We start from the raw sequence: 24,339 nt of genomic DNA, 5'->3' as shown, positions 1-24,339 counted from the left end.
CACCTCGGTCGGCGGGTCGGCGTCGGCGGGTGGTGGCGGTGTGGTGCGGTCCTCTTCCTGGGATGTGCTCATCCGTACTCCTCCTCTCCGCCCTGGTCGGTGCCGGCCGCGGCTCTGGCCTCCTCGACGCTGCCGCCGGTCCACCGTACGTGCAGCTCCGCGAGCGCCTCCTCCTGCTGGAAGGTGATCACGTCCTCCTTGTACAGGTCGAGCAGCGCCAGGAACCGCGCCACCACCTCGATGCTGTGCTCGCAGTCGGCCACCAGCTCGCCGAACGAGGCCTGGCCCAGGTCGGCGAGGCGCACCCGCAGCACCGACGCGTGCTCCCGCACCGACACCCGTCCCATGTGCAGGTGGTCGATCGACACCGTCGGCGGCGGCTTGGGGCGGAACACCGCTGCGCCGATCTCGGCGAACCGCTCCGGGCTCACGCCCAGCATGACCTCCGGCAGCAGCGCGGCGAACCGCTCCTCCAGCGCCACCGACCTGGGGTAGCGCCGCAGTGCGCCCGCCTCCAGCTCGGCGAACAGCGCGGCCACCTGCTTGTAGGCCCGGTACTGCAACAGCCGGGCGAACAGCAGGTCCCGAGCCTCGAGCAGCGCCAGGTCCTCCTCGTCCTCGACGTCGCCGGTGGGTAGCAGGCGGGCCGCCTTGAGGTCGAGCAGCGTCGCCGCGACCACCAGGAACTCCGTCGTCTCGTCGAGGTTCCAGTCGTCGCCCGCCTGCCGCAGGTGGGCGATGAAGTCGTCGGTGACGCGGTGCAGTGCGACCTCGGTCACGTCCAGCTCGTGCTGGGAGATCAGCTGCAGCAGCAGGTCGAACGGACCCTCGAAGTTCGACAACCGCACGGTGAACCGCGACGGCGGCGCCGCGTCGTCCTCGGGTGCGGCGCCTGGACCAGATGAGATCAACGAGCGCTACTTCCCGGTGTCATGGCGCAATCGTCGCACCAGTACCGAGTCCTCGCCGTGCTCCTCCAGGTCGGCGAGCACCACCGCGATCGCCTCGCGGACGACACGGCCGCGGTCGACGGCGAGGCCGTGCGTCGCACGCAGCGCGAGCCGGGCGTGCTCGAGCGCGAGCAGTTCCTCGTCGGACACGTACACGGTGATCTTCGAGGTGTGCTTCTGCCGCGGCGACCCCCGCCGCGGCGCGGCGTGCGGAGCCGACCAGCTCTCCTCGTTCGGCCCGGCCGTGGGCCGGAACAGCTCCGCCGCACCGGGCAGCGAGGCACGACGGCTCACCTGGCCATCGCCACCTCACGCGAGATGACCTCGCGCGCCAGCTGCCGGTAGGCCTTGGCCCCCGCGGACCGGGGCGCCCACACGGTGATCGGCGCGCCGGCGACGGTGGTCTCCGGGAACCGGACGGTCCGGTTGATCACCGTGTCGAACACGATGTCGTCGAACCGCTCGACGACGCGCGCGATGACCTCGCGGGAGTGCAGCGTGCGTGGGTCGAACATGGTGGGCAGGATGCCGGTGATCTCCAGCTTCGGGTTGAGCCGCTCCCGCACCTTCTCGATGGTGTCGATGAGCAGGGCCACCCCGCGCAGGCTGAAGAACTCGCACTCCAGCGGGATCAGCACCCCGTCGGCCGCGGCCAGCGCGTTCACCGTGAGCAGGCCCAGCGAGGGCTGGCAGTCGATGAGGATGTAGTCGTAGTGGTCGATCACCGGCCGCAGGGAGCGCATGAGCGCGTGCTCGCGCCCGACCTCGGCGACGAGCTGGACCTCGGCCGCGGACAGGTCGATGTTGCTCGGCAGCAGGTCCATGTTCTCCACGCCGGTGCGGATGACAGCGTCCGCGGCGGTGGTCGACCGCTCGATGATGACGTTGTAGATGGTCCGGTCCAGCTGGTGGGCCGGGATGCCCAGGCCGACGGAGAGCGCGCCCTGCGGGTCGAAGTCCACGATCAGCACCCGGCGCCCGAACTCGGTGAGGGCGGCGCCCAGGTTGATCGTCGAGGTGGTCTTGCCGACCCCACCCTTCTGGTTGCACAGTGCCAGCACCTTGGCCGGGCCGTGCCCGTTGAGCAGGGGCGGCTCCGGGATGTGCCGCTTGGGCCGGCCGGTCGGGCCCAGCGAGCCGTTCGTGCTGTCGTCGAGCGCCTCGTCCTCGTCGGAAGCCGCTCGTGGGGCGAGGCTGAGCTCCCGTTCCGAGGGATGCATTGTCGACATAACGACCTAGCTCCTTGTCGTCCGCGCTGTGCGCCGAAGCTTAGAGATGGCGTTCCGCGACCGGCAACGAGACTCGCCGTAAGGTTGCCAGGTCGGACGCATGATCCTTGGGAGGCACCGTGCCGGTTTCCGAGCTTCGCCTCGTCGTCACCGCGACGGACTACGACGAGGCGGTGCATTTCTACCGCGACGTGCTCGGGCTGCCCGAGCGGGATGCCGTACAGCCGCCGCGGGGCCGCGTGATGATCCTCGACGCCGGCCGGGCGACGCTGGAGATCGCCGAGCCGGCCACCGCCGAGTACATCGACGAGGTCGAGGTGGGGCGGCGGGTGGCGGGTCACGTGCGGGTCGCCTTCCAGGTCGACGACGTGGCCGCGACCACCGGCGCGCTGGCCGAGGCCGGCGGGACGGTGCTGGGCGAGCCGAGGCAGACCCCGTTCCGCTCGACGAACTCCCGGCTGGACGGGCCGGCCGGGCTCCAGCTGACGCTGTTCCAGCTGGACTGAGCTCACCGGCGCTCGGCGACGGGCGTGCGTGCCCTCGGGTGGGCGGTCGCGTAGACCTCACGCAGCGTGTTCACCGTGACCAGCGTGTAGATCTGGGTCGTGGTGACCGAGGCGTGCCCGAGCAGCTCCTGCACCACGCGCACGTCCGCGCCGCCCTCGAGCAGGTGGGTGGCGAAGGAGTGCCGCAGGGTGTGCGGCGAGACCGAGGCGGCGATGCCGGCCCGCTCGGCCGCCACCTTGAGCGCCTGCCAGGCGCTCTGCCGGGAGAGCCGGCCGCCGCGGAGGTTGAGGAACACCGCGGGCGTGCCGCGGCCCCGGACGGCGAGACCCGGCCGGGCCCGTACGAGATACGCGTCCAGCGCGTCCAGCGCCGGTCGCCCGATCGGGACCAGGCGTTGCTTGCCGCCCTTGCCGTCGAGCAGGACGGTCCGCTCCCGGGCGTCGACGTCGTCGAGGTCCAGGCCGACCGCCTCGGAGATGCGCGCGCCGGTGGAGTAGAGCAGCTCGAGCAGGGCGCGGTCGCGCAGCGGGCCGGCCCCCTCGGCCGCGGGCGTGTCCAGCAGGCGCAGCACGTCGTCCACCGGGAGGGCCTTGGGCAGGCGCCGGGGCGTGGCGGGCGGCCGGACCTCGCGTGCCGGGTCGAGCTCGACCAGGCCCTCGCGGACGGCGAACCGGTGCAGCCCGCGCACCGCGACCAGGGCCCTGGCCGTGGAGGACGCGGCCAGCGGCGGGTGGTCCCGGTCGCCCTCGCGCAGCACCGCGAGGAACGCCGCGACGTGTGCCTCGCCGACACCGGTCAGCTCGCGCACCCCGCACGCGGTGAGGTGGCGGGCATAGCGGCGCAGGTCGCGGGTGTAGCCGTCGAGGGTGTTGGCGGAGGTCCCCCGCTCCACGGCGAGGTGGTCGAGGTACGCGGCAACGGCGTCGGCCAGCGCGGGCGCGACCTCGTCCATGCCCACCTCCTCGCCGAGCGACCAGCCTATTGCCGGCCGGGCCGGTTTCGTCGAACGCCGCTCGCGTGGCGCGCTGACGTATCGTGGATTTCGTGGGTGCACCGCTCGGGAACGACGAGATCCGTGCCGGCACGGCCGAGCGTGAGTCCGCCGTGGAAGCCCTGGGCACCCACTTCGCCGAGGGCCGGCTGCGCGTCGAGGAGTACGAGGAGCGGGTCGGTGCCGCGCTCGACTCCCGGACCCGCGGCGAGCTCCGCCGCCTGTTCGAGGACCTGCCGGCCCCCTACCCGCCGTTCCTGGCACCACCGGCGGCGCCGCTGCCCGTGTTCCCGCAGGCCCCGCCGCCACCGGTGGTGTACTCGGACAAGAGCCGGGTCGCAGCGGGCGTGATGCAGCTGCTGCTGCCGTTCGGCGTCGGCCGCTTCTACACCGGGCACACGGCGATCGGCCTGGCCCAGCTGTTCACCGCGTTCATGTTCGTCGGCGTGATCTGGAGCATGATCGACGGCATCCTGCTGCTGGTGAACGGCGGCACCGACCCCCGCGGCCGGCCCTTGCGGGACTAGCTGACCGGTGCGTCCCAGTCGATTCGGTGGCGCAGTTCGGGGCCGTAGGTCTTCTCCGGGCGCATCACGGTCCTGGTGAGCAGCCGCATCAGCAGCGGCAGGGCGGCGCGGGTGAGCCGCCCGGGCGCCTTCAGCGAGTTCAACTTGGCCGCCCGGGCGGCGATGCCCTCCACGCGTGGCCTGCGCAGCCGCTCGTAGCGGGCGAACGCGGACGCCGGGTCGGGCAGGTCGCGCAGGCAGCGCGCCAGCTCGACAGCGCTCTCGACGGCCAGGGACGCACCCTGGCCCGAGCTGTTCGACGGCGCGTGCACCGCATCGCCCACCAGCACGAGCCGTCCCCGGTACCAGTTCGGCACGGGCGGCATGATGTGCAGCGCACCGGTGACGGTCAGCCGCTCCGGGTCGATGTGCCGGACCAGGTTCCCGCCCGGCTCGTCCTCGCCGTAGGCCTCCCGCAGCTGGCGCAGCCACTCCTGCGCCGGCACCGCCCTCGCCTCGGCCAGGCGCATCGGGCGCTCGCGGGGCAGGTTGGCGCCGAAGCCCGTGCGCCCGTCGGGCCGGCGCCAGTACAGGTAGTACGCCCGCCTGCCGAACGTGAAGTGCATGCTGCCGGTCTCGGTCGGCACCGGTCGGTCCACGACCGACTCCAGGCTCAGCAGGCCGGTGTAGCCGGGCCCGGGTGCCGCCGGGTCGACCAGGCCGCGCACCGTCGAGTGCACGCCGTCCGCGCCGACCAGGACGTCGGCGGTGGCCGTCGTGCCGTCGGCGAACCGGGCGGTGACGCCGTCGCCGTCCTCGTCCGCCCCCACGAGCCGTTTGCCGTGCTCGAACCGGATGCCCGCGCCCACCGCCGTGTCGTACAACGCCCGGTACAGGTCCGCCCGGCGCAGCAGCCGCGCCGGCGCCACCCCGGTCAGGCCGGGCACCTCCACCTCCCGGCCACCGAACGACAGGACCTGCCGGGTGATCGGCACGCCGCTGTCCACCACCGCGTCGCGCGCGCCGACGAGCTCCAGCGCGGCCTGACCATTGGCCGCCAGCGCGAGCGTGCCGCCGACGCCGTCGGCGGTGCTCGGATACGCCTCGTACACGGTCGCGTCGATGCCGGCCCTCCGCAGCGCCAGCGCGGTGACCGGTCCAGCGACGCCGCCGCCCACGACGAGCGCGCTCCCTACCTTGCCCATGACTCTCTCTCCTGTGTGTTCGTGTGCGTCATCGGCCCAGGAGGAGGTCCGGCTACTCTCGTGGTTGCCACACCCGTGACCGGGTTCCTCATGGGCTCGGTTCGGTGTTCAGGTGGCCCCGGCGGTGGTGTTGCAGCACCGCCGCCGGGGCGTTCATCGCCTAGTCCTCGGGTATCCCCCTCTCCGCCAGCTCGGCGAGCTCCGGCGCGACCTCGCCGGTCTCGTACCAGCGACGCCAGGCGTCGACCCCGGGCAGCGAACCGCTGGTCAGCTCGTCGAGCAGACCGCGGACCCAGGCGGCCTCGGCCTCCCGGACGGCGAGCTCGTACTCGCTCTCGACCAGGAACAGGCGGGGCACGTCGACGGCGGCCTCGGCCAGCAGCGCCCGGTCGGCGGCGATCATGCGGTCGAGCTCGGCCAGCCGCTCCCGCAGCGCGTCGGCGGCCTCGTCCGGGCCGAGCGCGGCCATGACCGACAACCCGGCGGTGAAGCCGGGGTGCTCCGGCCTCGGCCGCGCGATCAGCTCGCGGGTCCACTCGACCAGCTCGACCCGACCGGCGTCGGTGATCCGGTAGATGGTCCGCTCGGGTCGCGCCCCCTCGCGCCGGCTGTCGACGACCTCCACGAAGCCGTGCTTGGCCAGGTTGCGCACGACGGTGTAGAGCGAGCCCCACTTGATCTCCATGTCGCGGTCCTTGCCCCGCGCACGCAGCAGGGAGGCGATCTCGTAGGGGTGCATCGGGCGTTGGGCGAGGGTGCCGAGCACGGCGAGGGCGAGCAGGTTCCCGACCTTCCTGCGCGTGCCCACAGCTACCTCCTCGTCGACATATACTCGTCGGCGAGTATAGCCCTAGAGGAAACCGCGCAGGAGGGCGGCGGTGCCCCCCACGTGTTCGTCCATCGCCGCCCGGGCCGCCGGCGCGTCGCCGGAGAGGATGGCCTCGACGATCGTGCGGTGCTGCTCGTTGGAGTGCTCGATGTTCGCCGAGATCAGCGGGATCGCGTCGAGCAGCTCGTTGACCTTGGTGCGGATGTCGGCGACGGCCGTGGTGAGTGAGGCCGACGCGGTCACCTCCGCGATCGCCAGGTGCAGCCGGGAGTCCCGGCGGCGGTACTCGGCCTCCTCACCCCTGGGCACCTCGGCGACGCCGGTCAGCCGGCCGCGCAGGTGCTGGCGCTCGGCCGGGCTCAACGAGCGGGCCGCCGCCGACTCCGCCGCCCCGCTCTCCAGCACCCTGCGCAGCGTCAGCACGTCCTCCAGCTCTGCGCCGGTCGGGGTGGCGCCCCGGCGCGGCCGCGGCAGGCTGGGCAGGTCCTCGGCCACGAACGTGCCGCCGTAGCGGCCCCGGCGCGACTCCACGTAGCCCGCGTCGGCCACCGCCCTGATCGCTTCGCGCAGCGTCACCCGGCTCACCCCGAGCCGGGCGGCCAGCTCCCGCTCGGCCGGTAACCGCTCCCCCGGCGCCGCCACCCCGAGGCGAATGGCCTGCAGCAGCCGCTCCACGGTCTCCTCGAACGCGTTGCGCGTGCGCACCGGGCGGAACACCGCCGCGGAGGCGGGCAGCCTCCCGGGCACTAGACCGGGGTGACGTAGGCGCCGGAGATGCCACCGTCCACGAGGAACGTCGACGCGGTGATGAACGAGGCGTCGTCGCTCGCCAGGAACGCGGTCGCGGCGGCGATCTCCTCCGGCTCGGCGAACCGGCCCATCGGCACGTGCACCAGCCGGCGCTGGGCACGCGCGGCGTCCGTCGCGAACAGCTCCCGCAGCAGCGGCGTGTTCACCGGCCCGGGGCACAGCGCGTTGACCCGGATGCCCTCCCTGGCGAACTGCACGCCGAGCTCCCGGCTCATCGCCAGCACCCCGCCCTTGGAGGCGGAGTAGGAGATCTGCGAGGTCGCGGCGCCCATCACGGCGACGAACGAGGCGGTGTTGATGATCGACCCCCGGCCCTGCCGGCGCATGTGCGGCAGCACGTACTTGCAGCACAGGTACACCGAGGTGAGGTTGACCCGCTGCACCCGTTCCCAGACCTCGATCCCGGTGTCCAGGATGGAGTCGTCCTCGGGCGGGGAGATGCCGGCGTTGTTGAACGCGATGTCCACGCTCCCGCGGGTGTCCACGACCCGCTGGAACATCGCCTCGACCGCCGCCTCGTCGGTGACGTCGCAGGTGATCGCGTCGCCGCCCAGCTCCTTGGCGAGCGGCTCGATCGCCTCGGTGTTCACGTCGACCGCGACCACCACCGCGCCCTCCTCGGCGAAGCGGCGCGCGGTGGCCAGCCCGATGCCGCTGGCCGCCCCGGTGATCACCGCCACCCGGTCCCGCAGACGCTTCACTCCTGCTCCCCCTCCGTCAGTTCTCCGTGGAGATGAACACGTTCTTGGTCTCGGTGAACGCGTCCAGCGCGTCCGGTCCGAGCTCGCGGCCGAGGCCGGACTGCTTCATCCCGCCGAACGGCGTCCAGTAGCGCACCGAGGAGTGCGAGTTCACCGAGAGGTTCCCGGCCTCGACCCCGCGGGCGACCCGCAGTGCCCGGCCGACGTCCGAGGTCCAGATCGAGCCGGACAGCCCGTACTCGGTGTCGTTGGCCATCGCCAGCGCGTCCGCCTCCTCGTCGAAGGCCTGCACGGTGACCACGGGGCCGAAGACCTCCTCGACGACGGTGCGGTCGGTCGGGGTGCGCGGCAGCACCACCGTGGGCGGGAACCAGTACCCCGGCCCGTCCGGCGCGCTCCCGCGGAACGCCACCTCCACCGTGTCGTCCAGATAGGACGAGACGGAAGCGAGATGGGCGGCCGAGATAAGCGGCCCCATCTCGGTGCGCTCCTGCGCCGGGTCGCCGACGACGACGCCGCGCACGGCCGGTTCGAGCAGCTCCAGGAACCGGTCGAACACGGTGCGCTGCACCAGGATCCGTGACCGGGCGCAGCAGTCCTGGCCGGCGTTGTCGAACACCCCGTAGGGGGCGCTCGCCGCGGCGCGCTCGAGGTCGGCGTCGGCGAAGACGATGTTGGCGTTCTTGCCACCCAGCTCCAGCGTGACCCGTTTGACGCGTGCCGCGCAGCCGGCCATGACCTGGCGGCCGACCTCCGTGGAGCCGGTGAAGACGACCTTGCGCACCAACGGGTGGTCCACGAACCGCTGCCCGACCACCGACCCCTTGCCGGGCAGCACCTGGAACACGTCCTCGGGGATGCCGGCCTCCCGCGCCAGCTCGCCGAGGCGCAACGCGGTCAGCGGGGTCAGCTCCGCGGGTTTGAGCACGACGGTGTTGCCGGCGGCGAGCGCGGGCGCGAAGCCCCAGCCGGCGATCGGCATCGGGAAGTTCCACGGCACGATCACGCCGACCACGCCCAGCGGCTCGGCGAAGGTGACGTTCACGCCGCCGGGTACCGGGATCTGCCGGCCGAACAGCCGTTCCGGCGCGGCCGAGTAGTAGTGCAGCACGTCGCGGACGTTGCCCGCCTCCCAGCGCGCGTTGCCGATGGTGTGGCCGGAGTTGGTCACCTCCAGCGAGGCGAGGGTGTCCACATCGGCGTCGACGGCGTCGGCGAACCGGCGCAGGAGCCGGGCCCGGTCCCCCGGCGCCACCGCCCGCCAGGCCGGCAGTGCCCGGTGCGCGCGCTCGATCGCCGCGTCGGTCTCGGCCGCCGAGAGCGGCGGCACGTCCGCGACCACCTGCTCGGTGGCCGGGTTGATCACCTCGGTCATCCGCGTGCCTCTTCCACCAGGGCATGGAACAGCCGCCGGTCCACTCCGTCCTCCTCCGGGTGCCACTGCACCCCTGCGACGAACCTCTCCCCGGGCAGCTCCACGCCCTCGACGGTCCCGTCGTCGGCGTGGGCCGTCGCCACCAGACCGCGCCCGAGCCGGTCGACCGCCTGGTGGTGGTGGCAGTGCACCTCCACGCGGTCACCGACGGCCGCGGCCAGCCTGCTGCCGGGGATGACCTTCACCGGCACCCGCCCGAACGTCCCGGGCACCGGCAGGTGTCCGGCAGTCCCCGTCTGGTCCGGGAGGTGCTGGTGCAGCGTGCCCCCCAGCACGACGTTCAGCAACTGCATGCCCCGGCACACCCCCAGCAGGGGTGTCCCGGCCCGCAGCGCGTGGTCGATCAGCGTCCACTCCGAACTGTCCCGGTCCGGGCGCGCCGGCCCGGTCGCGGCCTCGCGGGTCGCCGCGTAGCGGGCCGGGTCGATGTCCGCGCCGCCGGCGATCACCAGACCGTCCAGTCGGGACAGGTGGGCGGGCTCCCAGGTGCCGACCGGCGGCAGCAGGACCGGCATGCCTCCGGCGTGGACGATGCCGTCGAGGTAGCCCCGCGGCAGGACGGCGGCCGGAATGTCCCACACGCCGAACCGGCACTGCTCCAGGTAGGAGCTGACGCCGATGAGCGGGCTAGAGACGTTCGAACCCACGGATCCGCTCCCAGTCGGTCACCGCCGCGTCAAAGGCGGCGAGCTCCACCCGCGCGTTGTTCAGGTAGTGGTCGATCACCTCGTCGCCGAACGCGGCACGCGCGCCCTCGCTCTCCCCGAGCAGCCGGGCCGCGTCGCGCAGCGTGGTCGGCACGGTGGGGGCGTCGGAGGTGTAGGCGTTGCCGGACTGCTCGGGTTCGAGCGGCAGCTCGTTCTCGATCCCGTGCAGGCCGGCGGCGATCAGCGCGGCCACCCCCAGGTAGGGGTTCATGTCCCCACCAGGTACCCGGTTCTCCACGCGCAGCGACTCGCCGTGCCCGACCACCCGCAGCGCACAGGTGCGGTTGTCCACGCCCCACGCGACCGCCGTCGGCGCGAAGCTGCCCGGCTGGTAACGCTTGTAGGAGTTGATGTTCGGGGCGAAGAAGTAGGTCAGCTCACGCAGCATCGCCTGCTGGCCCGCGACGAAGTGCTCGAACAGCGGCGAGAAGCCATGCTGTCCGTCCCCGGCGAACACGGCCGCGCCGTCGGCGCCGCGCAGCGAGATGTGGATGTGGCAGGAGTTCCCCTCGCGCTCGTTGTACTTCGCCATGAACGTCAGGCTCTTGCCGTGGCGGGCGGCGATCTCCTTGGCACCTGTCTTGTAGATGCTGTGGTTGTCGCATGTGGACAACGCGGTGTCGTAGCGGAAGGCGATCTCGTGCTGGCCCGGGTTGCACTCGCCCTTGGCCGACTCCACGTACATGCCGGCGCCGGTCATCCCGTTGCGGATGTCACGCAGCAGCGGCTCGACCCGGCCGGTGCCGAGGATCGAGTAGTCCACGTTGTACTGGTTCCCGGGCCTGAGGTCGCGGTAGGCCTTGTCCCACGCCTGCTCGTAGGAGTCCTCGAACACGATGAACTCCAGCTCGGTGCCGACGTAGGCGACCAGGTCCCGCTCGGCGAGCCGCTCGAGCTGGCGACGCAGCACCTGCCGCGGCGAGGGGGCCACCGGGCCGCCCTCGACCCACTCGACATCGGCGAGCACCAGCGCTGTTCCGGGCTGCCAGGGCACCAGCCGCAGCGTCTCGAGGTCGGGACGCATGACGAAGTCGCCGTAGCCGCGCTCCCACGAGGACAGGGCGTAGCCGTCGACGGTGTTCATGTCGACGTCGACGGCGAGCAGGTAGTTGCACCCCTCGGTGGCATGCGAGACGACCTCGTTGAGGAAGTACTCGGCGGCACAGCGTTTGCCCTGCAGCCGGCCCTGCATGTCGGTGATCGCGACCAGCACGGTGTCGATCGTGCCGTCGTCGACCAGGGTGCGCAGCCGGTCGAGGCTCAGCATGCCGTCCCGGTGTCCCATGTCGCGCCCTCCAAAGGATCAGCCCTGAGCCATTGCACACGCGTGTCGTGGGTGTGTCAATCGCGGCGGTCTTGACAGGCCGGCGGCGAGAGGATCACGCTTTCGGGTCAAAGGACTGGTGCTGGCCCATAGGGAGCTTCCCATGTCGACTCCGCATCACCGTGAGAACGTCGAGTACCAGACCGTCGAGTCGAGCTACCTCGAGCAGCGCCAGCTCCGCGGCGGAGCGGCGGGGTGGGTCCTGCTGGCCGGCCTCGGCGTCGCCTACGTGATCTCCGGCGACTTCGCCGGCTGGAACTTCGGCCTCCTCGAGGGCGGGTGGGGTGGCCTGCTGATCGCCACGGTGCTGATGGCGGTCATGTACACGTGCATGGTCTTCGGCCTCGCCGAGATGGCCTCGGCCATGCCGGTGGCCGGGGCCGGCTACGGCTTCGCCCGGCGCGCGCTCGGCCCGACCGGCGGCTTCGCCACCGGGACCGCGATCCTGATCGAGTACGCGATCGCGCCCGCGGCGATCGCGGTGTTCATCGGCGGGTACGTGGAGTCGCTCGGCCTGTTCGGGCTGACCAGCGGATGGCCGGTCTTCCTGGCCTGTTACCTGATCTTCATCGGCGTGCACCTGTGGGGCGTCGGCGAGGCGCTGCGGGTGATGTTCGTGATCACCGGCATCGCGGTGGTGGCGCTGGTCGTGTTCGTGATCGGGATGATCGGCAAGTTCGACGCGGACAACCTGCTCGACATCGCGCCGACCGACGCGGCGGGCGCGAGCACGTTCCTGCCCTACGGGGTCGCGGGGGTGTTGGCCGCGTTCGTCTACGGCATCTGGTTCTTCCTCGCGGTGGAAGGGGTTCCGCTCGCGGCGGAGGAGGCCAGCAACCCGCGGCGGGACCTGCCGAGGGGCATCGTCGCCGCGATGGCCGCGCTGCTGGTGTTCGCCGCGCTGATGCTCGTGGTCGCCCCAGGCGCCGCCGGCTCCTCGAAGATCGCCGAGTCGGACAACCCGCTGCCGGACGCGATCCGGGCCGCCTACGGCGGCGACAACTTCCTCGCCCAGTTCGTGAACTACGTCGGCCTGGCCGGTCTCGTGGCGAGCTTCTTCTCGATCATCTACGCCTACTCGCGCCAGCTGTTCGCCCTGTCCCGCGCGGGCTACCTGCCGCGCTGGCTGTCGAGGACCGGCCGGCGCAAGACCCCCTACCTGGCCCTGATCGTCCCGGGCACGATCGGTTTCGTCCTGGCCACGGCCACCATGGACGGCGCGCTCCTGATCAACATCGCGGTGTTCGGCGCGACGGTGTCCTACGTGCTGCTGAACGTCTCGCACATCGTGCTGCGGGTGCGCGAGCCGAACCTGGAGCGCCCGTACCGCACCCCCGGCGGCGTGGTCACCACCGGCGTCGCCGCGGTCCTCGCCGTGGCCGCGGTGATCGCGACGTTCTTCGTCGACGAGAAGGCCGCCGCGATCACCGCCGGCATCCTGGTGATCGCCCTCGGCTACTTCTTCTTCTACAGCCGGCACCATCTGGTCGCGAACGCGCCGGAGGAGGAGTTCGCGGCGGTGCGGCAGGCCGAGTCCGAGCTGGCCGACTAGAGCACGTCCGGGATACATGACAGAGGATGTCGTGATTCGTTGGGAGGCTTTCGCCACACACCCGATGATCGAACGGAGCTGTTGTGGCATTGGAACGAACCGCGGTCAACCCGGTGACGTGGTCGGTGGAGATGGGTTTCAACCAGGGCGAGGTCGTCTCCGGGAACACCCGCACGCTGTACTGCTCCGGGCAGACCGCGATGAGCAGCGACGGCAAGCCCCAGCACGACGGTGACATGGCGGCCCAGCTGGCGTTGAGCATCGACAACCTGGAGGCCGTGCTCGGCGAGGCCGGCATGTCGTTGACCGACCTCGTGCGGCTCAACGTCTACACCACCGACGTCGACCTGCTCTTCCAGCACTACGGCGTGCTGGCCTCGCGGCTGGGTGCGGCCAGGGTGGCCCCGACCACGACGATGCTGGGCGTGACCCGGCTGGCGATCCCGGGCCAGCTGGTCGAGCTGGAGGGAACCGCCGTCGCCTGAGGCGACCTCGCCGCGCTGCTCGTGCCGGTTCGCCCGGCACGAGCAGCGGTGCCTAGTCGCCCTGCTCTCCCGCCTGGCGGTTCGGCAGGCGGGTGGGCAGGTCGCGCCAGGGCGCGTCGGCGGGGCGGGGGCGCAGCGCGGCGGTGCGCACCGCCTTGGCGGCGAGCAGGCCGGCGACCGCGGTCCCGTTGACGATCTCGCCGGCGAGCGCCATCCGGACGGCCTCGTCGAGGGGGAAGCGGCGGGCCACCAGGTCCGCCTCCTCGTCGCCCTCCACGACGCGGTCCACCGTGGTCAGATCGGTCGCCAGGTACACGCGCACGGCCTCGTCGGTGAACCCCGGCGAGACGGCGACGTCGACCAGGACCGACCAGTCGCCGGCGGCCAGGCCGACCTCCTCGACCAGCTCGCGGCGGGCCGTCTCGACCGGGTCCTCCCCCGCCTGGTCGATCAGGCCGGCGGGCAGCTCCCAGATCCGCCGCGCGAGCGGGTGGCGGTACTGGTGGATCAGCGTGACCTGCTCCTCCTCGTCGAGGGCGACGATGGCGACGGCGCCGAGGTGCTCCACGACCTCGCGGCCCGCCTTGCCCCCGCCGGGCATCGCGACCTGGTCCAGCCGCACCGCGATGATCCGTCCCACATATTTGTCCTCGGTGGACAACACCTCGAAGGCGTGCGTGCCGGGCTCGCTCACGAACGCGACCCCATGGGCTCGGGCAGCTCCACCGGCAGCCGCTCGGCGGCCCGGCGCGTCAGCGCGGCCTTCACGAAGCCGGCGAACAGCGGGTGCGGCCGGGTGGGGCGGCTCTTGAGCTCCGGATGCGCCTGCGTGCCCACGAAGAACGGGTGCATCTCGGCCGGCAGCTCGACGAACTCCACGAGGTGCTCGTCGGGGGACAGGCCGGAGAACACCACGCCGGCCTTGCCCAGCCGCTCGCGGTAGGCGTTGTTGACCTCGTAGCGGTGCCGGTGCCGCTCGGACACCTCCCGGGTGCCGTACGCGGTGGCCACCTGGGACCCGGCGACGAGCTTCGCGGGGTAGGCGCCGAGGCGCATCGTGCCGCCCATGTCCCGCTCCCCCGCCACCACATCCTGCTGGTCGGCCATCGTGCTGATCACCGGCTCCGGGGTCGTCTCGTCGAACTCGGCGGAGTTCGCCTCGGTGATGCCGGCGAGGTTGCGAGCGGTCTCGATGACCATGCACTGCAGGCCGAGGCACAGCCCGAGTACCGGGATCTTGTTGACCCGCGCGAAGTGGATCGCACCGATCTTGCCCTCGATGCCCCGCACGCCGAACCCACCCGGGATCAGCACACCGTCCACGGCGGACAGCTGTTCGGCGGCGCCGGACGGGGTCTCGCAGGTGTCCGAGGGGACCCAGACCACCTCGACCTTGGCCCGGTGCGCGAAGCCGCCCGCACGCAGGGCCTCGGTGACCGACAGGTACGCGTCCGGCAGGTCGACGTACTTGCCGACCAGCGCGATCCGCACGCTCTCCTTGGGATTGTGCACTCGCGACAGCAGGTCGCCCCACACCGTCCAGTCCACGTCGCGGAACGGCAGCCCGAGCCGCCGGACAACGTAGGCATCGAGCCCTTCGCTGTGCAGGACCTTCGGGATGTCGTAGATGGACGGCGCGTCCGGGGCGGCGACGACGGCCTCGATGTCCACGTCGCACATCAGCGCGATCTTGCGCTTGAGCCCGCTCGGCACCTCCCGGTCGGCCCGGCACACCACGGCGTCGGGCTGGATGCCGATGTTGCGCAGCGCCGCGACCGAGTGCTGGGTCGGCTTGGTCTTGAGCTCGCCGGAGGGGGCGAGGTAGGGCACCAGCGAGACGTGCAGGAAGAAGCAGTTGTCCCGGCCGACGTCGTGCCGCACCTGGCGCGCGGCCTCCAGGAACGGCAGCGACTCGATGTCGCCGACCGTTCCGCCGACCTCGGTGATCACCACGTCGGGGGCGTTGCCGTCCTCACCGGGCTCGGCCATGGCGCGGATGCGGGCCTTGATCTCGTCGGTGATGTGCGGGATGACCTGCACGGTGTCCCCGAGGTACTCCCCGCGGCGCTCCTTGGCGATCACGCTCGAGTAGACCTGACCCGTGGTCACGTTGGCCCGGCCGACGAGGTCGCGGTCGAGGAACCGCTCGTAGTGGCCGACGTCGAGGTCGGTCTCCGCACCGTCCTCGGTGACGAAGACCTCGCCGTGCTGGAACGGGTTCATCGTCCCTGGGTCGACGTTGAGGTACGGGTCGAGCTTCTGCATCGTGACCCACAGCCCTCGGGCAGTGAGCAACTGCCCGAGGCTCGACGCGGTGAGGCCCTTGCCCAGGGACGAGGCGACCCCACCGGTCACGAACACGTACTTGGTCGTCCGTGAGTGTTGCACCAGCGCCGCCCCCCGCGGGGTGGTCCGAGGTCCGAAGCCGTTACCGGCGATACCGTTGGCAGCGGGAAATCCCGCCTGACTCTCCACGGGTTTTCACCGTATCACCTGCTCGACGCTCGCTCACGGGACACGCGCACCCCAACCTGGAGATCACGCAGCGTTACTCCGTGCGTACACCCGGCGCCGGTGCCTCGGCGTTGCCGGCGCTGCCGTAGCGGCCGGTTCCGCCCTCGAGCTGCTCGCGCAGCGCGAGCACGGTCACCACCCGCCCGGCAGGCGTCGCCACGTTGTCTACAGTGGACAAAATGCTGGTCGCGGCGGTGTCCGCGCGGACGACGCCGACCGCGCCGGTGCCGTCGGCGGACCCAGCGCCGCCGGCCAGGACGGCTCCCGCGCCGGACCGGTCGACCTGGGTGGCGAAGCGAGCGACCGTCGCCGCCTGGTCCCCCGCGCCGTCACCCTCCGCGGCGCCGCCGGTGAGCACGACCGCGAGCTGCGCCGGCTCCACCCGCTGGGCGGCCTTGACGAAGCCGCCCTCGGTGAGGCCCGCGAGCGCCGCCGCGGTCTCGTCCGCCGAGGCCTGCGGTTTGTTGTCGTCCTTGCCGATCAGCAGCAGCGGACCGAGCAGACCGCCGGCCAGGCTGCCCGGATCGGACGCGGTGGGCAGCTGCACCCCGGCGGGCAGCAGCCGGATGACGATGTCCTTGACCTGGTCGGCCTTCTCCGGGTTGCTGAACGCCTCGGTGAGCTGGAGCTCGCCGGTGACCCGCGCCCCGGCGTCGCCGAGCAGGGTCTTGAGCGCGTCGCGGTCGGCCGGGTCGGCGCCGGCGGTGGTGATGATCACCACGGTGCGCTGGTCGAGCTGACCGCGCACGGCCATGGGGCCGACGGTGGCGGCGAAGTCGTCGGCGTCGGCGAGCTGGGCCTGCTGGGCGTTGCGCTGTGCCTCGAGGTCGCTGACCTGCGTGGCCAGCTGCTCGTTGTCGTCGGTCAGGCCGGACAGCAGCGACCGGGACAGGGTCGTGGAGCCGAGCACGACGCCGACGGCCAGGGCGAGGAAGACCGCGGTGATGGAGACGACGTGGTAGCGCAGCGAGATCACGAGAAAAGCCCTCCGATCCAGCTCAGGAAGCTGTTCCAGGTCTCGACGGCGCGGTCGACGTAGGCGTCGGCAACCCCGGAGACGGTCAGTGCGACGAGCACCGCGACGAGCGCGGACAGGACCAGGACGAGCACGGCGGCCAGCGACACGCGGGCGCGGTGCAGCGCGGCGACCGCACGGCCGTCGACGATCTTGCTGCCGAGTTTCAGCCGGGTGAGGAAGGTCGAGGGGTTGGACCCGGAGCGGCCGCGGTCGAGAAACTCCCGCAGCGTCGCCTGGAAGCCGACGGTGACGACGAGGCTGGCGCCGTGCACGTCGGCGAGCAGCAGTGCCAGGTCCTCGGCGTTGGCCGAGGCCGGGAAGGTGACCGCGCCGATGCCGAGGTCCTGCACCCGCTCCAGCCCGGGGGCGTGCCCGTCGAAGTGCGCCGGCACGACCACCTGGGCGCCGCTGCGGAGCGTGTCGGAGGAGATCCGGTCCGGGTCCCCGACGATGACGTCCGGCTTGTACCCCTTGCCGAGCAGCGCGTCGGCGCCCGCGTCGACCCCGACCAGCACGGGCCGGTGCTCGGCGATGTACCGGCGCAGCGCGCCGAGGTCCTCCAGGTGCCCGTGCCCCGGCGCGACGACCAGCACCTGCCGCCCGGCGAGCGGGATGTGCAGCTCTGGCACCCCCACCCCATCGAGGATCAGGGTCCGCTCGCGCCGGAGAAACTCGATCGTGTTGGCCGAGAACGCCTCGAGCTGGGCCGACATGCCGGCCTTGGCCTCGATCATGAGGTCGGCGATGGACTCGGCGGTCTGCTGGGTGCCGCGCCCGACCTCCTTCTCGCCGAGGAAGACCCCGCCCTCGTGCAGCCGGACCTTGCTGCCCTCCTTGACGGCGCGCAGGATCTCCGGCCCCACCCCGTCGACCAGCACGGTCCCCGCACCGACGATGATCTCGGGCCCGAGGTTGGGGAACCGCCCCGAAATCGACGGCGAGGCGTTCACGACCCCGGCGACCTCCGCGGCGACCAGCGCGTCCGCGGTGGCTCGGTCCAGGTCGACCTGGTCGAGGATGACGATCTCACCGCGCCCGACCCGCCGCAGCAGCTCGCCGGTACGCCGGTCGACCCGCCCGATCCCGCTCACGCCGGGACGGGTGGGACCGGAACGCGCGAGCAGCCCAGTGAGCTTCATGGCCCCGATGGTGACGAGCGTCGGTAGCGGCCCCGGAGCGCCACGCCGCCGGTGGACCGGGCATGACCTGTTCGAGTGAGTCCACAGTGTCCGGGGCAGCCGGATCTTCCGTTCGCGGTGCTGAGTTGTCCACAGGTCAGTCCGCTCAGGCCCATCCACCCCTGATCGCCGATACGCTGGCAAGGCGGGACGCCCCCGGGAACGGGTGGGGGTTGTTCACTGGGAGTTGGCGGCAAGCAGCAGGTGTTTGGGGGGTTGGGCGAGGGGGGTAGGAGTTGGTTGGTCAGCAGACGGTGGACGAGCGTGTCTCGGTCCGGCCAGGGCGCTGGGAGGTGCCAGCCGTGGTGGTAGGACGACGGGTATGGACTGTCCGGTCTGGACGTGGTTCGGGTTCTTGGGCCGTGCGCCTCTGGGTGAGGTAGGCCGGCACCTCTGATTCGGGGCGGCCTTGCAGCACGGTGTTGTGTCGCATGCCGACCAGCGGGTGGTGGATTGCGGCGAGGTCGAAGCGTCGGGGTGGATCCCGGTCAGGGCTGAGCCGTCGGGGCGGATTCCGCGGGGGCGAGGACGGTGCGGCGAGCCAGGCCTGCGCGTCGTCGCCGGGGGTGCGGGGAGAGCCCTTCGGTGAAGCCACAGGGTGGCGGGGCGAACCGGACGTTCTGCTCGAGGTTGGCGAGGGGGATCTCCTTCGTACCTGCTCGCCGAGGTGACCCGGGGTAGGCCCTCGTGGGCGACGACGTGGAGCAGGTCCGGCGAGGGTCACCGATGATCGTCGTAGCGCAGGATTGTGGAGTCCTGGCGCCTGCCTGGACGTGGTCGAAGGCCGCGGACCGGCTCGCGGGCGACCCTCTCCCGCTCGGGCGGCGGCACGACGCGATCGCGGGCCCACGCCGGCACGCGGTTCTCGAACCCTGGCGAGGCTCAGCGGCGCTTGCGGGACTTCCCGGTGCTGGACTGCTTGTCCTTCTCCGCCACGGCCAGCAGCTCCTCGGCGTGGGCGCGGCCGGTCTCGGTGGAGTCCATGCCGGCGAGCATGCGGGCCAGCTCGACCACCCGGTCCTTGTCGGCCACCATGCGGACGTCGCTGCGGCTCACGCCGCCCTTGGCGCTCTTGTCGACGACCAGGTGGCGGTCGGCGAACGCGGCGACCTGGGGCAGGTGGGTCACGACGATGACCTGGTGGCTGGCGGCCAGGCGGGCGAGGCGGCGGCCGATCTCCACCGCTGCCCGGCCGCCCACGCCGGCGTCGACCTCGTCGAACACCAGGGTCGGCACCGGGTCGGAGTGCGCCAGCACCACCTCGATGGCCAGCATCACACGGGACAGCTCGCCGCCGGACGCTGCCTTGTGCACGGGCAGCGGCACGGCCCCGTCGTGGGCGACCAGGCGCAGCTCGACCTCGTCGATGCCGTCCGGGCCGGCGTGCACGAGCGCGTCGCCGCCGTCGCCGCCGGCCACGCGGAGGGCGTGGGACTCCCCCGGCTCGGCCCAGCGGGTGCTGATCACCACGTCGATGCTGGCCTGGCCCATCGCGAGGCCACCCAGCTCGACGGTCACCGCCTTGGCGAAGCGGTCGGCGGCGATGACCCGCAGCTCGGTCACGGCCTGGGCACGTTCGGCCAGCTCGCCGGCGAGCTCGTCGCGGCGGGCGGCCAGCGCCGAGAGCGCCTCCTCGGAGGTGTCCAGGCCGGCCAGGCGCTGCTCGGCGTCCTTCGCCCAGGCCAGCACGCCGTCCACATCGGCGGCGTACTTCCTAGTCAGCGCCTTCAGCTCGGCCTGCCGGGCCAACACCTTCTCGAGCACGGACGGGTCGGCGTCCAGCGACTCGAGGTAGCTCGTCAGCTCGGGGCCGACGTCGGTGAGCAGCGCCTCGGCCTCGGCCAGGCGCGGCGCCAGCTCCCGCAGCCTCGGGTCCTCGGCGGAGGACAGCCGGTGCCGGGCGTCGGCGATCAGGCCGAGTGCGCCGGGGGCGTCCGGGTCGCCGTCGGGCGAGCCGCTGATGGCGAAGGACGCGCCGGTGGCCGCCTCGCGCAGCTGGTCGGCGTCGGCGAGCCGGCGGGCGGTGGCGACCAGCTCGTCGTCCTCCCCCGGCTGCGGGTCGACGGCCTGGATCTCGGCGAGGCCGTGCCGCAGCAGGTCGGCCTCGCGAGCCAACTCGCGCGCCCGGGCCGTGCGGTCGGCCAGCTCGGTGCTCACCCGGTGCCAGTCGTCGCGCACCCTGCGGTACTCGCTGAGCGCGCCCAGCAGCTCCTCGCCGGCGAAGCGGTCGAGCACGCCGCGCTGCTCGGCCGGCCGCAGCAGGCGCAGCTGGTCGTTCTGCCCGTGCACGGCGATGAGCTGCTCGGCCAGGTCGGACAGCACCCCGACCGGCACCGAGCGTCCGCCAAGGTGGGCGCGCGAGCGACCGTCGGGCGAGACGGTGCGCAGCGCGATGAGCTCGCCGTCGGCGTCGGGTTCGGCGCCGGCGTCCGCGGCGACCTTGGCCGCGGAGCTGCCAGCGGGGGCGTCGAACCGGCCCTCGACGACCGCTCTCGACGCGCCGGTGCGCACCCGTGACGCCTCGGCCCGACCACCGGAGAGCAGGTGCAGCCCGGTGACGACCATGGTCTTGCCCGCGCCGGTCTCGCCGGTGACGACGGTGAGTCCCGGATCCAGTTCGAGCGTGGCCTCGTCGATCACGCCGAGGCCCTCGATGCGCATTTCGGCCAACACAGCGCGCACTTTATCCGCTACGGCCGACGAAAGCTCGTACCTATCCACATGTGTGTTCGATTCGCCGGGTCAGCGGTTGCGCCAGCCCTGGACGGGGAGCTCGAACTTGTGGACGAGCCGGTCGGTGAACGGCTCGTCCCGCAACCGCACGAGGCGCGTCGGCTTCGTCCCGCCCACCACCTCGACCCTGGCCCCGGGCGGCAGCACGAACGTCCGGCGCCCGTCGCAGCACAGCACCGCCGGGTGCCCGTCCGGATCGACCTCCACCGCGACGACCGAGTCCGGAGAGACGACCAGCGGCCGGGAGAACATGGCGTGCGCGTTCGACGGCACGACCAGCAGCGCCTGGACGTCCGGCCACACGATGGGCCCACCGGCGGAGAACGCGTAGGCGGTCGAGCCGGTCGGGGTGGCGCAGAGCACGCCGTCGCAGCCGAACGAGGACACCGGCCGCCCGTCGACCTCGATCCGCACGTCGAGGATCCGCTCGCGGCTGCTCTTCTCCACGCTCGCCTCGTTCAGGGCCCAGGTGCGGGCGAGGTGCCGGTCGCCGAGCGAGGCGGTGATGTCGACGGTCATCCGGTCGACGACCTCGTAGTTGCGGGCGATCACCTGCCGGACGGCCTGCTCGAGGATGTCCGAGTCGGCCTCGGCGAGGAACCCCACCCGCCCCATGTTCACCGCCAGCACCGGCACGCCCGCCGGTCGGGCGAGCTCGGCCGCGCGCAGCAGGGTGCCGTCGCCGCCGAGCACGAACACCAGCTCGGTCCCCGCCGCGGCCTCCCGGCCGCCGTGTACGACGGTCTGGTAGCAGGAGCTGTCCAGCTGGGGCGCCTCGTCGGCGAGCACCCGCAGCCGGATGTCGGCCTCGGCGAACCAGCCGGCGACCTTCTCCGCGGTGTGCAGGGTGTCCGACCGACCGGTGTGCACGACGAGCAGCACCTCACGTCCGGTCATCGCGGGCCCTCCCGAACTGCGTTCTCGACCAGCGCCGCGGCGTCCGGGTTCGGTTCGCCCCGCCGCAGCCATACGAAGTATTCGACATTCCCGGAGGGGCCGGGGAGCGGGCTGGCGGTCACGCCGTCGGCGCGCAGGCCCAGCTCGGCGGCCGCGGCGACCACCTCCCGCACGGCCTCGGCTCGCAGCGCGGGGTCGCGGACGACACCGCCGGACCCGAGCCGCTCCTTGCCGACCTCGAACTGGGGTTTGACCATGGGCACCAGGTCGGCCTCCTCGGTCGTGCAGGCCAGCAGCGCGGGCAGCACCAGCCGCAGCGAGATGAACGACAGGTCGGCCACGACCAGGTCGACCGGGCCGCCGGTCTGCTCGGGGGTGAGCGAGCGGACGTTCGTCTTGTCGAGCACGGTGACGCGGTCGTCGGTCCGCAGCCGCCAGACCAGCAGGCCGCGGCCGACGTCCGCGGCCACGACCTCGCGCGCCCCTCGACGCAGCAGCACGTCGGTGAAACCGCCGGTGGAGGCGCCGGCGTCGAGCGCGCGCCGGCCGGTGACGTCGAGGTCGAACGCGTCGAGCGCGCCGATCAGCTTGTGGGCGCCGCGGGAGGCCCAGTCGTCGCCGTTCTGCTCGCGGACCACCACCGGAGCGTCGGTCTCGACCGCGGTGGCCGGTTTACCGGCGACCGTGCCCCGCACGGTGACCCGACCGGCCGCGATGAGCTGCGAGGCGTGCTCGCGCGATCGGGCGAGGCCGCGGCGAACGAGCTCCGCGTCCAGCCGTGTCCGGCGCGGCACCGTCAGTCCGTGTCGATCCGCGACAGCGCGTCGTTGAGCGCGCCGTGTACCGCGTCGAACCGGCCTACGTGCTCGGCCAGCGGGACGCCGTCGAGGGACTCGGTCCTGGCCAGGGCGTCGTCGATGGCCGGGTCCCCGGCCTGCTGCTCTTGCGGCTGCACGGTTTCACGCTAGCCCATCGCCCAGACCGAGGTGCGCGAGCGCCGTGCGGGCGGCGTCGTCGGCGGCTTCGAACCGACCGCCGGGCGGGGTGGCGGCGAGGGCCCGCAGCAGCGTGAACGGGTCGGGCTCGCCGTCGCCGCGGTGGCGGACGGTGCCGTCCTCGACGCTCCAGTCGGCCTGCTCCCCCACGGCCAGCCGCTCCCGGGGTTCGGTGACTGCCGCGACGTCCGCCGCGAGGTAGGTGGGTCGGGTGTCCGCGGCGAGCAGCTGGGCGGCGGTGGTGACCCCGGACATGACCAGCAGCGAGTCGAGCCCGGCGGCGATCGCGCCGTCGATGTCGCTGTCGAGCCGGTCCCCGATCGCGAGCGCGTGATCGGCGTTCGCCGCCCGAACCGCCTCCACCATGAGCGGTGCGGCCGGCTTACCCGCGACGATTGGCTCCCGCCCGGTGGCGGTACGCAGCGCGGCAACGAACGATCCGGCGCCGGGGAGCTGACCGCGTTCGGTGGGCAGGGTGGGGTCGACGTTGCAGGCGACCCAGAGCACGCCGGTGTTGAGCGCGACACACGCCTCGGCGAGGTCCCGCCAGCCGGTGTCCTTGGAGAGTCCCTGGACGACGGCGACGACGTCGTCGTCGGCGGTGCGGGTCGGGTGGAGACCGACCTGCCGGACCTCGTGCTCCAGCGAGGCCGACCCGACGATGAGGACGGTGCCGGTGACCTTCTCGGCGAGCACCTGGGCCGCGGCCTGGGCGCTGGTGCTGACCTCGTCGGGGCGGGCGGGGATGCCGAGGGCGGTCAGGTGCCGGGCGACCTCGTCCGGGCCGCGCGAGGCGTTGTTGGTGACGAAGCGAACGGTGACCCCGGCGCGGTGGGTGGCCGCCACGGCGGCGGGGGCGGCGTCGATGACCTCCTCGCCGCGGTAGACGGTGCCGTCGAGGTCGAACAGGAGGGCGTCGTAGTGGTCGAGCAGGCTCATTCGGCCCCCAACTCGATGGCTCGCTCGGCGGCGTCGGTCTCCTCGTCGAGGTCGGCCTCGGCGGCGTTGAGGAACCAGCGGATGGCCTCCTCGGTGCGGCCGGCGGCCTCGAGGTTGTCGGCGTAGGCGTAGAACAGGCGCGCGCTCCAGGGCCGGCGGACGCGCGGGTCGAGGTCCGGGCCCTGCAGCGTGACGACCGCGGCGTCGAGCTGCCCCATGTCCCGCCGTGCCCCGGCCGCGACGATTCGCAGCTCGACGGCGGTCTCCTCGGGGAGGCCGGAACCGGCCTCGGCGGCCAGGTCGAGCGCGCGCTCGGGGCGGCCGAGGGCGCGCTCGCAGTCGGCCATGACGGGGAGGTGGGTCTGGGCGCCGGTCATCCGGCGGACCGCGCGCAGCTCGCCGAGGGCCTCCGCCCACTCGCCGGCGTGGTAGGCCGTGAGCCCGGCCGCCTCCCGCACGAGCGCGACGCGGGCCGCGCGGGTACGGGCGTAGCGGGCGTGCTCGAGGGCGAGCTCGGGGTCCTCGTCGATCAACCGCCCGGCGGCGACGAGATGCCGCCCGACCAGCTCGGCGACGGGCTTGGCGAGGCTGCGGAGCTCGCGGCGGGCCTCGGGGTCGAGGTCGGAGAACTGGATCTCGTCGGGGAGCTCGGGGCCGTCGGTGTGGCGGTGGGGGCGGGTGGTGTCGGGGGTGGTGGCGTCGGTGTCGGTCGGCTCGCTGGTTGGCCGGTCGGTGCTGGTTGGGCCCTCGGCGCCGGTCGGTTCACCGGTACCGGTTGACCAGTCGGTGCTGGTCGGCTCGTCGGTGCTGGTTGGCTCGTCGGTGCTGGTTGGC

The 24,339-nt window shown here is 72.6% G+C and carries 24 protein-coding genes and 1 pseudogene; 4 read left to right on the top strand and 21 right to left on the bottom strand.

The window, feature by feature from the left end:
- Positions 1 to 68 precede the first annotated feature (68 nt).
- Genes BU204_RS29800 through BU204_RS29790 form a run of 3 tightly spaced genes read right to left on the bottom strand, consistent with a single transcriptional unit; the run spans position 69 to position 2,179 of the window.
- Positions 69 to 911 (bottom strand): segregation and condensation protein A, encoded by an 843-nt coding sequence (locus BU204_RS29800; protein ID WP_075129111.1) that lies wholly within the window; start codon positions 909 to 911, stop codon positions 69 to 71.
- Positions 912 to 917: 6 nt separating this feature from the next.
- Positions 918 to 1,244 (bottom strand): hypothetical protein, encoded by a 327-nt coding sequence (locus tag BU204_RS29795; protein WP_075129110.1) that lies wholly within the window; start codon positions 1,242 to 1,244, stop codon positions 918 to 920.
- Positions 1,241 to 2,179 carry a ParA family protein gene (locus BU204_RS29790; protein ID WP_075129109.1) on the bottom strand — a complete coding sequence of 313 codons (939 nt, stop codon included), beginning with the start codon at positions 2,177 to 2,179 and terminating at the stop codon, positions 1,241 to 1,243. The genes BU204_RS29795 and BU204_RS29790 overlap by 4 nt, the downstream gene beginning before the upstream one ends.
- A 119-nt stretch (positions 2,180 to 2,298) precedes the next feature.
- Here BU204_RS29790 and BU204_RS29785 point away from each other — a divergent pair, with 119 nt between their 5' ends.
- On the top strand, positions 2,299 to 2,685 hold the full coding sequence (locus tag BU204_RS29785; RefSeq protein WP_083661755.1) for a VOC family protein: 387 nt from the start codon (positions 2,299 to 2,301) through the stop codon (positions 2,683 to 2,685).
- Between the two features lie 2 nt (positions 2,686 to 2,687).
- Here BU204_RS29785 and xerD read toward each other — a convergent pair whose 3' ends face one another.
- Positions 2,688 to 3,638: a site-specific tyrosine recombinase XerD gene (xerD, locus tag BU204_RS29780; protein WP_075129107.1), complete on the bottom strand. Its 951-nt coding sequence runs from the start codon at positions 3,636 to 3,638 to the stop codon at positions 2,688 to 2,690.
- A gap of 92 nt (positions 3,639 to 3,730) precedes the next feature.
- Here xerD and BU204_RS29775 point away from each other — a divergent pair, with 92 nt between their 5' ends.
- The gene (locus BU204_RS29775; RefSeq protein WP_075129106.1) at positions 3,731 to 4,204 is read left to right on the top strand and encodes a DUF1707 domain-containing protein; all 474 of its coding nucleotides are present in this window, start codon (positions 3,731 to 3,733) and stop codon (positions 4,202 to 4,204) included.
- Here BU204_RS29775 and BU204_RS29770 read toward each other — a convergent pair.
- The 7 genes from BU204_RS29770 to BU204_RS29740 all read right to left on the bottom strand — a co-directional run bounded on the left by BU204_RS29770 (position 4,201) and on the right by BU204_RS29740 (position 11,155).
- Entirely contained in the window at positions 4,201 to 5,388 is a 1,188-nt protein-coding gene (locus tag BU204_RS29770; RefSeq protein WP_075129105.1) for an FAD-dependent oxidoreductase, read from the bottom strand. The two genes, BU204_RS29775 and BU204_RS29770, sit on opposite strands and share 4 nt — an antisense overlap.
- 160 nt (positions 5,389 to 5,548) lie before the next feature.
- A complete protein-coding gene (locus BU204_RS29765; RefSeq protein ID WP_075129104.1) occupies positions 5,549 to 6,196 on the bottom strand; it encodes a PadR family transcriptional regulator in 648 nt (215 codons plus the stop codon).
- Between the two features lie 42 nt (positions 6,197 to 6,238).
- Positions 6,239 to 6,964 (bottom strand): FadR/GntR family transcriptional regulator, encoded by a 726-nt coding sequence (locus BU204_RS29760; RefSeq protein WP_075129103.1) that lies wholly within the window; start codon positions 6,962 to 6,964, stop codon positions 6,239 to 6,241.
- Complete coding sequence (locus BU204_RS29755; protein WP_075129102.1) at positions 6,964 to 7,728, bottom strand: 3-oxoacyl-ACP reductase; 765 nt, start codon at positions 7,726 to 7,728, stop codon at positions 6,964 to 6,966. The genes BU204_RS29760 and BU204_RS29755 overlap by 1 nt, the downstream gene beginning before the upstream one ends.
- A 16-nt stretch (positions 7,729 to 7,744) precedes the next feature.
- Entirely contained in the window at positions 7,745 to 9,103 is a 1,359-nt protein-coding gene (locus BU204_RS29750) for an aldehyde dehydrogenase family protein (RefSeq protein ID WP_075129101.1), read from the bottom strand.
- Complete coding sequence (locus tag BU204_RS29745; protein ID WP_075129100.1) at positions 9,100 to 9,810, bottom strand: gamma-glutamyl-gamma-aminobutyrate hydrolase family protein; 711 nt, start codon at positions 9,808 to 9,810, stop codon at positions 9,100 to 9,102. The genes BU204_RS29750 and BU204_RS29745 overlap by 4 nt, the downstream gene beginning before the upstream one ends.
- On the bottom strand, positions 9,791 to 11,155 hold the full coding sequence (locus BU204_RS29740) for a glutamine synthetase family protein (RefSeq protein ID WP_083661754.1): 1,365 nt from the start codon (positions 11,153 to 11,155) through the stop codon (positions 9,791 to 9,793). Before BU204_RS29740 ends, BU204_RS29745 begins: the two co-directional genes overlap by 20 nt.
- Positions 11,156 to 11,297: 142 nt before the next feature.
- Between BU204_RS29740 and eat the strand changes: the two genes are divergently transcribed.
- Both eat and BU204_RS29730 read left to right on the top strand, forming a co-directional pair.
- Entirely contained in the window at positions 11,298 to 12,746 is a 1,449-nt protein-coding gene (eat, locus tag BU204_RS29735; protein WP_075129099.1) for an ethanolamine permease, read from the top strand.
- Positions 12,747 to 12,835: 89 nt separating this feature from the next.
- Complete coding sequence (locus BU204_RS29730; protein WP_075129098.1) at positions 12,836 to 13,231, top strand: RidA family protein; 396 nt, start codon at positions 12,836 to 12,838, stop codon at positions 13,229 to 13,231.
- A 52-nt stretch (positions 13,232 to 13,283) separates the two neighbouring features.
- On the opposite strand, the gene BU204_RS29725 is transcribed toward BU204_RS29730, so the two are convergent.
- The 10 genes and pseudogenes from BU204_RS29725 to BU204_RS29685 form a co-directional block, all read right to left on the bottom strand.
- Positions 13,284 to 13,925 carry an NUDIX domain-containing protein gene (locus BU204_RS29725; protein WP_075129097.1) on the bottom strand — a complete coding sequence of 214 codons (642 nt, stop codon included), beginning with the start codon at positions 13,923 to 13,925 and terminating at the stop codon, positions 13,284 to 13,286.
- The gene (locus BU204_RS29720; RefSeq protein ID WP_143229845.1) at positions 13,922 to 15,619 is read right to left on the bottom strand and encodes a CTP synthase; all 1,698 of its coding nucleotides are present in this window, start codon (positions 15,617 to 15,619) and stop codon (positions 13,922 to 13,924) included. Before BU204_RS29720 ends, BU204_RS29725 begins: the two co-directional genes overlap by 4 nt.
- 160 nt (positions 15,620 to 15,779) lie before the next feature.
- Entirely contained in the window at positions 15,780 to 16,721 is a 942-nt protein-coding gene (locus BU204_RS29715) for a copper transporter (protein WP_075129096.1), read from the bottom strand.
- Complete coding sequence (gene steA / locus BU204_RS29710; RefSeq protein ID WP_075129095.1) at positions 16,718 to 17,902, bottom strand: putative cytokinetic ring protein SteA; 1,185 nt, start codon at positions 17,900 to 17,902, stop codon at positions 16,718 to 16,720. Before steA ends, BU204_RS29715 begins: the two co-directional genes overlap by 4 nt.
- A 921-nt stretch (positions 17,903 to 18,823) precedes the next feature.
- Positions 18,824 to 20,623, bottom strand: coding sequence for a DNA repair protein RecN (recN, locus tag BU204_RS29705; RefSeq protein WP_143229844.1), 1,800 nt, complete (start codon positions 20,621 to 20,623; stop codon positions 18,824 to 18,826).
- A gap of 60 nt (positions 20,624 to 20,683) precedes the next feature.
- The gene (locus BU204_RS29700) at positions 20,684 to 21,571 is read right to left on the bottom strand and encodes an NAD kinase (RefSeq protein WP_075129093.1); all 888 of its coding nucleotides are present in this window, start codon (positions 21,569 to 21,571) and stop codon (positions 20,684 to 20,686) included.
- Entirely contained in the window at positions 21,568 to 22,365 is a 798-nt protein-coding gene (locus tag BU204_RS29695; protein WP_075129092.1) for a TlyA family RNA methyltransferase, read from the bottom strand. Before BU204_RS29695 ends, BU204_RS29700 begins: the two co-directional genes overlap by 4 nt.
- 2 nt (positions 22,366 to 22,367) lie before the next feature.
- Positions 22,368 to 22,526, bottom strand: coding sequence for a hypothetical protein (locus tag BU204_RS40945; RefSeq protein WP_198943038.1), 159 nt, complete (start codon positions 22,524 to 22,526; stop codon positions 22,368 to 22,370).
- Positions 22,527 to 22,530: 4 nt separating this feature from the next.
- Positions 22,531 to 23,505: an HAD-IIA family hydrolase gene (locus BU204_RS29690; protein ID WP_075129091.1), complete on the bottom strand. Its 975-nt coding sequence runs from the start codon at positions 23,503 to 23,505 to the stop codon at positions 22,531 to 22,533.
- Positions 23,502 to 24,339: pseudogene (locus BU204_RS29685) on the bottom strand (hypothetical protein); the annotation flags it as partial. The gene BU204_RS29690 and the pseudogene BU204_RS29685, both read right to left, overlap by 4 nt.

Source organism: Actinophytocola xanthii (genome assembly GCF_001921205.1).
In the GTDB taxonomy this organism is placed as follows: Bacteria; Actinomycetota; Actinomycetes; order Mycobacteriales; family Pseudonocardiaceae; genus Actinophytocola; species Actinophytocola xanthii.
The sequence above is the reverse complement of the archived record's forward strand: the minus strand, read 5'-3'. Positions and strand labels throughout refer to the sequence as shown.

Bases quoted from the DNA above. Each gene is read 5' to 3' on its own strand.
- BU204_RS29750 (WP_075129101.1), bottom strand. From the start codon at position 9,103: ATGACCGAGGTGATCAACCCGGCCACCGAGCAGGTGGTCGCGGACGTG.
- BU204_RS29790 (WP_075129109.1), bottom strand. From the start codon at position 2,179: ATGTCGACAATGCATCCCTCGGAACGGGAGCTCAGCCTCGCCCCACGA.
- xerD (WP_075129107.1), bottom strand. From the start codon at position 3,638: ATGGACGAGGTCGCGCCCGCGCTGGCCGACGCCGTTGCCGCGTACCTC.
- BU204_RS29700 (WP_075129093.1), bottom strand. From the start codon at position 21,571: ATGACCGGACGTGAGGTGCTGCTCGTCGTGCACACCGGTCGGTCGGAC.
- BU204_RS29690 (WP_075129091.1), bottom strand. From the start codon at position 23,505: ATGAGCCTGCTCGACCACTACGACGCCCTCCTGTTCGACCTCGACGGC.
- BU204_RS29740 (WP_083661754.1), bottom strand. From the start codon at position 11,155: ATGGGACACCGGGACGGCATGCTGAGCCTCGACCGGCTGCGCACCCTG.
- eat (WP_075129099.1), top strand. From the start codon at position 11,298: ATGTCGACTCCGCATCACCGTGAGAACGTCGAGTACCAGACCGTCGAG.
- BU204_RS29770 (WP_075129105.1), bottom strand. From the start codon at position 5,388: ATGGGCAAGGTAGGGAGCGCGCTCGTCGTGGGCGGCGGCGTCGCTGGA.
- steA (WP_075129095.1), bottom strand. From the start codon at position 17,902: ATGAAGCTCACTGGGCTGCTCGCGCGTTCCGGTCCCACCCGTCCCGGC.